Source organism: Tunturiibacter gelidiferens (genome assembly GCF_014201335.1).
GTDB classification, from domain to species: Bacteria; Acidobacteriota; Terriglobia; order Terriglobales; family Acidobacteriaceae; genus Edaphobacter; species Edaphobacter lichenicola_E.
The window spans coordinates 491449-503868 of sequence record NZ_JACHEB010000002.1 but is presented as its reverse complement, the minus strand read 5'-3'; the positions used below and the strand labels follow the sequence as shown (position 1 = coordinate 503868).

10 protein-coding genes are annotated in these 12420 nt (G+C 57.3%); 7 read left to right on the top strand and 3 right to left on the bottom strand.

All coding sequences use genetic code 11. The annotated features are described in order from the left end of the window. Nucleotides 1–132: 132 nt before the first annotated feature. The 3 genes from HDF14_RS05855 to HDF14_RS05845 form a co-directional block, all read right to left on the bottom strand. Complete coding sequence (locus HDF14_RS05855; protein WP_183974457.1) at nucleotides 133–366, bottom strand: hypothetical protein; 234 nt, start codon at nucleotides 364–366, stop codon at nucleotides 133–135. 2 nt (nucleotides 367–368) lie between these two features. Further along, a complete protein-coding gene (rpsD, locus tag HDF14_RS05850; protein ID WP_183974455.1) occupies nucleotides 369–992 on the bottom strand; it encodes a 30S ribosomal protein S4 in 624 nt (207 codons plus the stop codon). A gap of 347 nt (nucleotides 993–1339) precedes the next feature. After that, entirely contained in the window at nucleotides 1340–3139 is a 1800-nt protein-coding gene (locus tag HDF14_RS05845; protein ID WP_313899495.1) for a choice-of-anchor D domain-containing protein, read from the bottom strand. Between the two features lie 663 nt (nucleotides 3140–3802). Here HDF14_RS05845 and HDF14_RS05840 point away from each other — a divergent pair. From HDF14_RS05840 to HDF14_RS05810, 7 genes are all read left to right on the top strand, one after another. After that, entirely contained in the window at nucleotides 3803–5203 is a 1401-nt protein-coding gene (locus HDF14_RS05840; protein ID WP_221304563.1) for a sensor histidine kinase, read from the top strand. Nucleotides 5204–5291: 88 nt separating this feature from the next. After that, complete coding sequence (locus HDF14_RS05835; protein WP_183974443.1) at nucleotides 5292–7769, top strand: RelA/SpoT family protein; 2478 nt, start codon at nucleotides 5292–5294, stop codon at nucleotides 7767–7769. Nucleotides 7770–8007: 238 nt separating this feature from the next. After that, nucleotides 8008–9246: a tryptophan synthase subunit beta gene (trpB, locus tag HDF14_RS05830; RefSeq protein ID WP_183974441.1), complete on the top strand. Its 1239-nt coding sequence runs from the start codon at nucleotides 8008–8010 to the stop codon at nucleotides 9244–9246. Between the two features lie 9 nt (nucleotides 9247–9255). Further along, nucleotides 9256–10017, top strand: coding sequence for a tryptophan synthase subunit alpha (gene trpA, locus HDF14_RS05825; RefSeq protein WP_183974439.1), 762 nt, complete (start codon nucleotides 9256–9258; stop codon nucleotides 10015–10017). 130 nt (nucleotides 10018–10147) lie between these two features. Beyond that, nucleotides 10148–10411 (top strand): chorismate mutase, encoded by a 264-nt coding sequence (locus HDF14_RS05820; protein WP_183974437.1) that lies wholly within the window; start codon nucleotides 10148–10150, stop codon nucleotides 10409–10411. Between the two features lie 79 nt (nucleotides 10412–10490). Beyond that, nucleotides 10491–11510 carry a 3-deoxy-7-phosphoheptulonate synthase gene (gene aroF, locus HDF14_RS05815; protein ID WP_183974435.1) on the top strand — a complete coding sequence of 340 codons (1020 nt, stop codon included), beginning with the start codon at nucleotides 10491–10493 and terminating at the stop codon, nucleotides 11508–11510. 18 nt (nucleotides 11511–11528) lie between these two features. Then, a complete protein-coding gene (locus HDF14_RS05810) occupies nucleotides 11529–12383 on the top strand; it encodes a prephenate dehydrogenase (protein ID WP_221304562.1) in 855 nt (284 codons plus the stop codon). Nucleotides 12384–12420: the final 37 nt, after the last annotated feature.

Here is a 12420-nt window from a genome sequence, read left to right as displayed (position 1 = left end):
TCTTAATTTCAGAAACTCCTTGTCCTGCCGAACGGGCCCACTGCGCGTGGCGCGGTCACTTCGTGACTTGTGTACCGGTCTTGGCTAAATGATCTTTGTGGTCCTCCCGTTGGTCGGAAAATTGTCTTCGGCTCAGTGGGTGAGCATGCTCGGCGCTTTCGCGGTTGTTGGTTGTAGGTTGCGAGCCTGGTCTTCAAGGTTGGCGATGGCGATTCGGAACATTTCGGCTGTCTGGACGAAGGCTTTGAGGTCCATCCGGACAGAAACGCCACCGACGTGGAGGCTGAGGGTTCCACAACCACAGACCGTGATGCTGCCTAGTCCTGCGGACGAGGCTAGGGTTTGGTGTTTGTCTTCAGTGCACATGGCTAGACTCCTTGCTTTGCGTAGTACTCGGCTACCGGGCGTGGGTCGAACTCAAAGGGAACGTGCTGCGAGTTGGGGAGCATGCGCAAGACGCCATGATCGGTGGCTCCATCGGTTGCGAACTGCAGGTAGCTGGGGAGGGTGAGCCGAGGCGACTGGCGGGACTCGATCGTGGCCTTCATGTCGCTGGCGTAAGCGGTGAGTTTGATGAAGTCGCCAAGGCGGAGGACGGCGGATCCGATGGTGAGGATGCGGCCGTTCACCATGACGTGGCCATGGTTGACGAGCTGTCGGGCGGAGGCGATGCTGCGGGCAAAACCAAGGCGGAAGACGACGTTGTCGAGACGGCGTTCGAGAAGGCCTACGAGGCTTTCGATCCAATTGGACTGCTGTAGGGTGCGCGCGTCGCGGACGAAGCGGCGGAGTTGCTCCTCGCGCAGACCGTAATGGAAGAGGAGCTTTTGCTTTTCGCGGAGCTGCGAGCCGAACTCGGATAGTTTCTTATTTTTTGACTGGCCGTGCTGGCCGGGTGGGTAGCTGCGGGTGTCGAGAGCGCCGGGCTTGCCGAGGCCGGGCAGCTCGAGCCCGAGGGCACGCTGCATCTTGAACTTCGTTCTGTGACTCATGCGTCATCCTTTGTGCGTCCCAAGCGGGACTGATTGCCGATCTCAACCCCGGCCAGCGCTTCGCCAAAAGACAGCTGGCGCCGAAGTTTCTTGCCTCTTGAAATTCAGACTACTTCAGTCCTATATCTTTGGCAACCGCGTTATTATGGATTGCAGTAGACGGGTGGCATTGTCGATTCCAGCGGGCCTCGGCTAATTCTTCTAAACAAAATAGCCAAGCCCAGCGTGGTCTCTGGGCCTGGCTATTTCTTTCGTCGCCTCAATTGTAGATAGTTGAATGAAACTACTACGCCAACTCTTTAAGGCTGCATTCGGTATGATCTGCAAGCCTGTCGAGTCTGCGCAAGCTAAGGGGTTGGGATTGTCACGGCGATCACGTTCGACGGAACGCTCTCTACACCTGCGGAATTGACGCTCTTTACGACGTAGTCGTAAAGAGCACCAGCGACGACCGTACTATCCACATAAGAGGTCGACGTATCTGGCGGTTGATTCAGCAGTTGCAGTGCTCCCCCGCTGATTGCCCGGTAGACGTTGTACCCCGCGACCGGCGCGGCTGACGGTGGGGGCGCCGACCAGGTGAGGCTCACCGAATGTGGGACAGAGGTGCCAGTGCCGCTCAACGCTACGAGGGCGGGGCTTCCGCTTGTAGCGTTGCTGGTGATCGTGAGTTTTCCTGTCTCCGCTCCGGCTGCTGTCGGGGCGAACTGCACGTTCACTGTCGCAGTCTGCGAGGCATTGAGGGTCAGCGGAAAGCTTCCCCCGATGATGGAGAAACCCGCGCCTGAGATGGCCGCGGAGTTGACCGTCACTGCCGAGGTACCCGATGAAGTAAGTGTCAACGATAGTTTCGCCGAGGAGCTGGTGGCGACGCTGCCGAAACTCAGCGACGTCGCGCTCACGGTTAGCTGAGGAGTGCCTGGGGTGGTGCCCGTGCCGCTGAGAGAGATGACTGCCGTGGCGCCGCTCGCCGAGTTACTGCTGATCGTGAGCTTACCGGTAGCTGCTCCAGTAGCGGTGGGCGTGAACTTGACCTGCAGCGTAAGGGCCTGACCTGGGTTCAACGTCGCAGGGAAGCTGCCTGCAACGAGGGTGAAGCCGGCGCCTGTGACTGAAGCCGAGCTGACCGTCAATGCCGAGGAGCCCGACGAGGTAATTGTCTCCGATAATGTTGCCGAAGAGTTGGTGGCAACGCTGCCGAAGCTTAGCGAGGAGGGACTGGCCGACAATTGCGGTTTCGTTGCCGCAGTCGCTGTGCCGCTCAAGGAGACGGTCGATGTGCTACCGGTCGATGAATTGCTGCTAATGGTGAGTTGGCCCGTCACGGTTCCAGCAGCGGTAGGCTTGAGCTGAAGCTGCAACGTAGTTGTCTGGCCCGGGTTCAGTGTCGTCGGTAAAGTGCCTCCAACGATGGAATAGCCCGCGCCTGTGATGGCTGCCGAGTTTATGGTCAGTGCCGAGGAGCCCGACGAGGTGAGTGTGAGCGACTGTGTAGCCGCAGAGTTGACGGTTACACTGCCGAAATTTAGTGCCGTGGCACTCAGGGTCAACTGCGGAGTCGCTGCGGTTGTCTGGGGTGTGTAGACAACGTCTACCCAGTAGTTGTCCGACTCATAGGTGCTGGTCGGGAAACCACTGGATGAACCATACTTGTACACCCCATCGGGTCCATCAACGCCGTTAGCGAGCTCGTGAAGAGGCGCGTTGTCAATACCTGTTTTTGTAAAGAAGTTGTCGTTCACGGAGTAGTGTCCTGAAGGTGCAAAGTAGGACGCTATATAGGTGGTATTTGCGGACACCGGGATTGGCGAGGAGAAGTTTACCTGCTGCCAGCCTGACTTCGTTTCGCTGGTAAAGGTTGCGCTACCCAGTAGAATTCCGGACTTCGACCAGATGTGCCCAACGTGAGTACCGACGTTCGTCGTTGCCTTATAAAAGCGCAGACCGGTAACGGAGCCGTTGGTATCAGCTCTGAACTTTACGCCAATCTCGACTGGATTGGAATCGTTACTGTCCACCTGTGCAGGCTTCGCGGACGAACTTATGATTGTGAGCTGTCCGCTGGCGGAGGAGACGAATGCCAGGCAGCAAGTCAAAGCGAGGAAAGAAAGCTTGCCCAGCCTACTGGGCCGGAAAAGCTTATCCACAAGCAGGAAGAGCAATCTAATTTGTTTTGGGGATTTATTTGGAGATTCAATGGTGAAGTTGGGGGTGAACGTTGATACAAGGGGACCTAGAGACCGAAAAACAAAGCTATTACGGGGCACCAACACCTCTTAAATTTTCAGGGATACATGGATTGGAGCAGGCAAAAAGAGAAGAAAAGGTGATTTAAGACGAGTTTGTGTGACTGCGCGCCGCCCGATTTCGGAAGGGACAATTTGGACGCAGGAGGACCTATCTCTTACCTGGCAGTTACCATGACGCCGCCTAGGCAGCCGAAGTTCGTTCCTCAAATTTCATACAAATTCTGAGACTACAAGGCTGGGGGTGAAAGATAAGGCGACATGAGATTGGGGGGAGGTTGTCGTCTTATTTTCCCGGATTTTACGCGAGCATTCCCAATGCGGGTACTACGGTAACTAAAATCTGCTTACCGTAAAGGTACCAGAAGAATGCAATTGATTGCAACTTGAAAGCACCGAAATGTCGTGAACTGATAAGGGCTTGTTTGCCGGAGTTATGCGTTGCGGTGTATCGGATTTTAGGACCCATGCCGGCCTTCTTCCTGATTCGGACGAGTCACATCAAGGCCGTTCTCACTCTGATAGATGTTGTTGGGAGTAGTTCGCCTCTAATGGGGAGGTTGTATGCCTGTGATAGCACGTGATCTTATCGAGCGGCTGGCCGAGCACAGAACTCTGAGCGCAGCGTCTCGGACCGAGCTGGAGTGGCTGGCTGCGCATGGGTCCCTTCGAAATCTGAATACTGGAGACGCGTTAAGCAGGAAGGGCCTCCCCGTGGAGGGTCTTTTCATCATTCTCGCCGGACGACTCGCTGTGTTTGTCGATCGAGCCGATGGGCCGAGCAAATTTATTGAGTGGCGTGAAGGAGATGTCACTGGTGTGTTGCCGTATTCGCGGATGGTGGCTCCGCCCGGAGATGTGCGTGCTCTGGAGGCGGTGGAGGTTTTCGCGATTCCCCGCGAGCATCTTAGGTCGATGACGCGAGAATGCCACGAAATCACTACGATTTTGGTGCACTGGATGCTTGATCGCGCCCGGCTTTTTACTTCAAGTGAGCTGCAAAACGAAAAGATGATCTCGCTGGGCAAACTGTCGGCGGGTTTGGCTCACGAACTCAACAATCCTGCTTCGGCGATCGAGCGTTGCGCGGCGATGCTTGGGAATCGTTTGAAAGACTCCGAAGAGGCTGCACGCGATCTGGCTGCGGAGACGCTGAACGATGAGCAGATTGCCACCGTGGAGGCGGTTCGCAGGGCCTGCATGGCGAAAAAGCTCCATGAGGTGCGGTCTACGCTGGAACAGAGCGATCGCGAAGAGGCGATGGAAGCGTGGCTTGCCGGGCACGGACTGGACACGACGAACGCACAGATACTCGCCGACACCGAGGTGACTTTTGAGGTGCTGGAGTTGCTGGCTGTTGGGGTTGAGCGACCGGCATTGAACGCGGTGTTGCGGTGGGCGGCCGCCGGCTGTGCGGTGAGGAATCTGACTTCGAAGATCCAGGAGTCGGCGATTCGCGTCTCGAACCTGGTGAATGCGGTGAAGGGATTTACCCACATGGACCAGGCGAACGTGGCTGAGCCGGTGGATCTGGGCTCATGCCTGGCGAACACGGTGACGGTACTTCAGTCGAAGGCGCGTGAGAAGTTGGTGGATGTGACGCTGGAGCTAGAGGCCGAAGTGCCAAAGGTTCGGGGCTTCGCAGCCGAATTGAATCAGGTGTGGGGAAATCTGATCGACAACGCATTGGACGCCGCGGACAATGGTGGCCGAGTGCAGGTCCTTGCGAATCGTGACAACCAAAGTGTTGTGGTGCGAATCCTCGATGACGGTGCCGGGATTCCCCACGAGATTCGCGACCGAATCTTCGATCCGTTTTTCACAACCAAGCCAATGGGCCAGGGAACCGGTCTCGGACTTGATATCGCCCGGCGTCTGGTCCGCCATAACGAGGGCGCGATCGCTTTCGAATCGCAGCCCGGCAGGACGGAGTTTCGAGTTACGCTTCCGATGGCGGAGGCCTAGGTGGCCGGAGTTGATCTCAATTGGGTCTAAGTAACTCCCATCTCTCGCTATGGCTGTAAAGGGTTGACGGTTCAGCCTATAATGAACTATGGCAATCGCTCCTCCAGCCTCTTCGCAGGTTGGCCCGCAGCCGAAGCCGCACGAAGAACCGAAGAGCCAGCCGGATGTGGAACATACCGAGATGGGGATTGAGCTGGAGGCAGCTCTTCCTGTCGCGGGACCATCGGTTGCATCGGAGACGACCACTCGCGTGAAGAAAAAGAAGGCTGCGGCGCCTGATACGTCGGCGCTGATGATTGCGGGTGTGGACGAGTCTTCGGCGAGCCATCTGGCGGGTAGCTCGGCGAAGGATATTCACGCGGTGGATGCGAAGTTTCATCGCTTGCTGGAGACGGTGCATGAGAACCGACCGGTGGATGACCTGGAGATTATTCGCAAGGCGTGGGCGTTCTGTCTGCAACAGCATGAGGGACAGAAGCGGGCTAGTGGCGAGCCGTACATCATTCATCCGCTCGAAGTGGCACAGGTGCTGGCTGAGTTGAAGATGGATTCGACGGCGATTGCGGCGGGGTTATTGCATGATGCGGTCGAAGACACGGATGTTACCTCAGCGGAGATAGCAAAGCGGTTTGGCGATCAGGTGGCGCACATTGTTGAGGGTGTAACAAAGCTGGAGAAGATCAAGTTTGCTAATCGCGAGGACCATCAGGCGGAGAACATTCGCAAGATGCTGCTCGCGATGGTGACCGATGTTCGCGTTGTGATTATTAAGCTCGCGGACCGGCTGCATAATATGCGGACGCTCGAGCATCTGAAGCCGGAGAAGCAACAGAAGATTGCGCGGGAGACGCTGGATATCTACGCTCCGCTGGCGCATCGGCTGGGTATGGGTAAGCTGCGCGGCGAGCTGGAAGATCTGGCGTTTCGGTATACCGATCCCTATGCGTATGAGCAAGTGTCGACGGAAGTGGAGGCGCTGCGCGGGGCGGGTGAAGAGTTTTTGCAGAAGATCGTGAAACAGCTTGAGGCGAAGCTGAAGGAATTCAAGATTGAGGGGCGGGTGGAGTCGCGAATCAAGCGGCTGTATTCGATTCAGCAGAAGCTGGTGGACCAGAAGATTCCTGTGGATCAGGTCTACGATCTTCTGGCGATTCGCGTGATTTGTAACTCGGTGCAAGATTGCTATGCGCTGTTGGGGCTGCTGCATTCGATCTGGCGGCCGGTGCCAGGGAGGATCAAGGACTTCATTGCTATGCCTCGGCCAAATCTCTACCAGTCGCTGCACACGACGTTGATTGCGGAGGGCGGGCATCAGTTTGAGGTACAGATTCGCACGGAGGATATGCATCGTGTCGCGGAGGAAGGGATTGCGGCGCACTGGAAGTACAAAGCCTCGGACAATGTAAGCGCGAAGGACGAACAACGGCTCGCGTGGGTGCGGCAGTTGATGGAATGGCAGCGGGAGATGACCGATCCCAATGAGTTCATGTCGACGCTGAAGATCGATCTGTATCCGGAGGAGGTTTACACCTTTACTCCCAAGGGCAAAGTGGTGGTGCTGCCGAAGGATGCAAGCCCGATTGACTTTGCTTATGCGATTCATACCGAAGTGGGGAATACAACTGTCGGCGCAAAGGTGAACGGGCGCATCGTTCCGCTTCGGACCAAGTTGCGTAACGGCGATATCGTCGAGATTTCTACGCAGACTGGACATGCACCGAGCCGCGACTGGCTTAGCTTTACTAAGAGTTCGCGGGCACGAAACAAGATTAAGCACTGGCTGAATGAACATCAGCGAGAGCGGGCGATCGAGATCGGCAAGAAGCTGCTGGATCGTGAGGCAAGGAAGTACAAGCTGTCGCTGGGTAAGTTCCACGAGGCTGACTACGACAAAGTAGCCAGTGAATATGGGCTGGGAACGCAGGCGGAGTTGCTGGCGGGGGTTGGGTTCGGCAAGTTCTCAGCGCGGCAGGTGCTCAATAAGTTGGAGCCGGGGTCGACGATGTCGGCTGAGCCTGCGGTGCCGGAGGGTGGGGTCGGCAATACCGTTGGGCAGATGTCGGAGGCGGTGAAGCGGGTCTTCTTCGGGAAGGGATCTGACTCGTTGCAGGTGGAGGGGCAGGACGATCTGCTGGTGTACCGGGCGCGCTGTTGTAACCCAATTCGTGGTGAGGAGATTGTGGGGTACGTGACGCGGGGCAAGGGCGTGGCGGTGCATGCGAGAAGCTGTCCGAATGTGCAGAATTTGCTGTATGAGTCGGATAGAAGGATTCAGGTGGAGTGGTCGCCGTCTCCGACTGAGCCAGGAACAACGAAGGCTCAGACGTATCCGGTGAAGCTGACGGTGTTGTGTGATGACCGATCGGGAATGCTGAAGGAGTTTACGGCGATCATCTCGGATGATGGGACGAATATTCGCAGCGTGGATACGAAGCCGATGCCAGATGGCCAGGTAGTCGTCGACTTTGTGGTGGAGACGGTGGATGTGCGGCACCTGAATAAGCTGGTGCAGAATCTGCGGAAGGTCCCCGGGGTGCGAGATGTTCAGCGGGTGCAGAAGATCTAGATTTGACAATCGGCAAGTTGCAGAGCCGACGGGCACGATGTATGGTTGATACCAAGATGATTCTTCAGTCCAGCCGAATTTCGTTTATTCTCCGCTATTGGCGCACAATAGCGGCATCGGCGGAGTAGCTTCATCTGAGAGATAGCAGTAGCTTCAGTTGATTCGACATCCATACGAGCCGCGACCCTTCCGAGTCGCGGCTTTTGTTGTGTGTAAGGCGAGATTGCAGGAGTGAGCGATGAGTGCGAGTTCAATAGCAGGTGTGACGGCGACGGTAGCGGGGCGGTTTGGCGCGTACGGCGGGAGATATGTTCCGGAGACGTTGATGGCTGCGCTCGAAGAGTTGGAGCAGGCGTACGCAGTGGCTCAGAAAGATGCGGCGTTTCAGGCTGAGCTGGATGACCTGTTGCATCACTACTGCGGAAGGCCTACTCCGCTGTACTTCGCAAAGCGGCTGACGGAGCAGATGGGTGGGGCGAAGATTTATTTGAAGCGAGAGGACCTGTTGCATACCGGAGCGCACAAGATCAACAACGCGCTGGGGCAGGGGCTGCTGGCGCGGCGGATGGGGAAACAGAGGATTATCGCCGAGACTGGGGCGGGCCAACATGGAGTGGCGACGGCAACGGTTTGCGCACTGCTGGGACTGGAGTGCGTCGTCTACATGGGCGAGGAGGATATGCGGCGGCAGGAGTTGAATGTGTACCGCATGCGGCTGCTGGGCGCGGAGGTGCGCGGGGTCTCGGCTGGGTCGGCGACGCTCAAGGACGCGATCAATGAGGCGATGCGGGATTGGGTGACGAATGTTCGGACGACGTACTACATTCTCGGCAGTGCTTTGGGGGCGCACCCCTATCCGACGATGGTGCGGGATTTTCATCGCGTGATCAGCCGCGAGGCGCGGATGCAGATGCTCGAGCAAGAAGGAAAGCTGCCGACCGCGATTGTGGCATGCGTGGGCGGTGGGTCGAATGCGATTGGCGCGTTTTATGAGTTTTTGCCGGATGCGAATGTGCAGTTGATTGGTGTTGAGGCGGGTGGGCGCGGAACAGCACTGGGAGAACATGCGGCGCGGTTCCAGAAGGTTGGTGGTGGCTTGCCGGGCGTGCTGCAGGGTACGTACTCGTATGTGTTACAAAATGATGCCGGGCAAGTGAGCAGCACCCATTCTGTTTCTGCAGGATTGGATTATGCGAGTGTGGGGCCTGAGCATGCGATGCTGCATGATTCGGGACGGGCGAGCTACGTCTCTTGCTCGGATGATGAGGCGTTGAAGGCTACGGTGACGCTGTCGCGAACCGAGGGGATTTTGCCCGCGCTCGAGAGCGCTCATGCGGTGGCAGAGGCGGTTCGACTGGCTCCGACGATGGTGAAGACGGATGTGTTGATGGTGAACCTGTCGGGACGCGGCGATAAGGATATGGGGATCCTGGCGCGGGAGCTTAATTTGAAGGGCAGCGAGAGAGCGAAAGGTTAAGACAGAACGATGGCGATTGAGTTTAGCAAGAAGCCGGGGATTGTTGCTTATTTGACGGCCGGCGATCCTGACCTGGCGACGACCAGGGACATCGCGCTGGCTGCGATCGACAACGGCGCGGATGTGATTGAGTTAGGTGTTCCCTTCAGCGATCCGCTGGCGGATGGTCCGGTGATTCAGCGGGCGAGTGAGCGGGCCGTGGCGCGAGGAGTGAGGCTGACCGATGTGCTCGACTTGGCGAAGGGGCTGCGTGCGGCTAGACCAGCGGCGGGATTGGTGCTCTTTTCTTATCTGAACCCTGTGGTGCGGATGGGAATGAAGACATTTTGTTCCCGGGCGGCCGAGGCTGGCGCGGATGGAGTGTTGTTGACGGACATGATCGTCGAGGAAGCGGGCGAGTACTTGGCGGAGATGAAGACCAACGGGCTGGCGCCAATCTTTCTGGCGGCTCCGACGAGTCCCGATGCTCGGCTGAAGGCGATTGCGGCGGTGTCGCAGGGGTTTGTGTATGCGATCTCTCGAGTTGGGATTACCGGGACACAACAGAAGGTGGCCGGAGATGCTTCGGAGTTGGTGACGCGACTGCGGCAGTTTACGAAGCTGCCGATTGCAGTAGGATTCGGGATCTCCAATGCTGAGCATGTGAAGGCGGTGGGCGAATTTGCGGACGCGGCGATCATCGGCAGCGCGTTGGTAGCACTGATCGAGAAAAGTCCGGCGAAGGAAGCAGCGACTGCCATTGGGCAGTTCATCGCGGGGTTGCGAACATGAACGCTGACAGCATGCCTGGGCAAAGCGGCGCGATGCGGCGTTTATCATTGTCGATACAGGATGGTTCTGTACAAAATACTTTGCAGCGAATCATGTTTGAGCGCGTTCCGTTGCATTGCGAGGAGAATAGATGGATATCTCCGACTGGAGACAGAAGATTGATGAGCTGGATGTCGAGATCGTTCGGCTCATCAACAAACGTGCGGAGGCCGCACGTGCGATTGGAGAGCTTAAGAAGACCGCAGATTTGCCGGTCTATGAACCGCGCCGCGAGCAGGAGGTCTTCGACCGCGTTCGCAAGGCGAACCCTGGACCGTTGGCCGACGCCGAGTTGCTTCATGTTTATGAGCGAATTATCGACGTGATGCGAACGCTGCAGCGAAGGGATCTTTAGCATTCCGAGTCGACCGGGACGGCTGATCTTTTGGTTATTGTATCTAATTTGGTTACGTAAAGAGAGTGACGCGAAGACAATGATAGTTGCGATGCATGGCGAAGCGACGGAAGAAAACATACAACAGGTGATCGAACGCATGGTGGAGCTTGGCTTCAACGTTCACCGGACGACGGGGGCAGCACAGACGATTCTCGCCGGGGTCGGAACTCCGGAACATTTTGAGGTTGCCGAGTTCAAGGTGTTGGCCGGAGTTTACGATGCGTATCGAATCTCGTCGCCGTACAAGCTGGCAGGGCGAAGCTTCCGGCCGGGGGGAACGACCATTACGTTTCCGAACGGGGTTGTGGTCGGCGGCGAGGAAGTTGTAGTGATGGCGGGACCCTGCTCAGTGGAGTCGCGGGAGCAGATTCTTACCAGCGCAAAACAAGTGGCCGCAGCAGGAGCGAAGTTTCTTCGCGGCGGAGCCTTTAAGCCTCGCAGCTCACCGTATAGCTTTCAAGGCATGGGCCTCGATGGGTTGAAGCTGCTGCGTGAGGTCTCCGATGAGACGGGGCTTCTGGTTATCACCGAGGTCATGGAGATCTCGCAGATCGAGTTGATGCTGCCCTACATCGATTGCTTTCAGGTGGGTGCTCGCAATATGCAGAACTTCAATCTGCTGCGCGAGCTTGGGCATGTGAGGAAGCCGGTGTTGATGAAGCGAGGAATCGCAGCGACGATCGAAGAGGTCCTGTTGAGCGCGGAGTATATTCTGTCGGGCGGCAACTACAATCTGATGCTGTGTGAGCGGGGAATTCGGACGTACGAGACGTATACGCGGAATACGATGGACATCTCGGCGATTCCAGTGTTGAAGAGGCTAACGCATTTGCCGGTGCTGGGCGATCCGTCGCATGGCGTCGGGATTCGAGATCTGGTGCCTCCGATGGCGCTCGCGAGTGTGGCTGCTGGTGCGGACGGATTGTTGATGGAGATGCATCCGAATCCGGATAAGGCGATGAGCGATGGAGCGCAGAGTTTGTATCCGGAGCAGCTACAAAAGCTGATGGCACAGCTGAAGTTGCTGGCACCGGTGGTGAACAGGATGATGGCATAGGACGAGGAGTCCGGCATAATGGAGCGGGTTTTCATCATCGGGACGGGATTGATTGGGGCTTCGACGGGCCTGGCGTTGCGTGCGGCTGGCTTTGGTGGGCGCATCGATGGGTGGGATGCGAGCCAACTTGAGATGGCTTCTGCCGTGCAGATGGGTGCGATTGACGGCAGAGCAGCGAGTCGCGAGAATGCTCTCGAGCTGGCGCGGTTGGCAGATGTAACTGTGCTGGCAGTTCCGGTACTTGCGATCAAAGACTGGATGCAACTGCTGGCGCCGGTGCTTCACACGGGGCAACTTGTGACCGATGTGGGGAGCACAAAGCTCGAGATTGTGGAGTTGGCGCGGCAATTGTTTGATGGAGATGCGACCGCAGGGTTCCTGCCTGGGCACCCGATGGCGGGTAAGGAATCAGGCGGCGCGCTTCTGGCGGAAGCGGGACTATTCGATGGCGCGATGTGGTTGTTCACTCCTGTCTCAGCTGAGATGACAACGATCGAGAAAGACTGGCGTGGGTGGGTTGGTTGTTTTGGGTCGCGGACGCTGGATATGGATGCGGCGCGGCATGATGAGCTCTGTGCGTGGGTGAGTCATTTGCCGCAAATGCTTTCGACTGCGCTCGCCGCGCTGCTTGAAGAGAAGTTTGGTGACGCGCCGGAGATAGCTGCGATTGGAGGACGAGCTCTGCGGGAGACTACGCGGCTGGGAGCCAGCCCTTACAGCATGTGGCGAGACGTAGCGATGACGAACACTGGGCCAGTCGCGGATACCCTGCTGGCGTTGGAGCAAAGGTTGCAGCACGTGCGGGAGAATCTGCGAACGCCGGAGCTGCGGGATGAGTTTTTGCTGGCGAATCGATTTCGTCAGCGGCGTTGATTCGTGCGGTTTGAGAAAGAAATTGATGTTTTGCGAG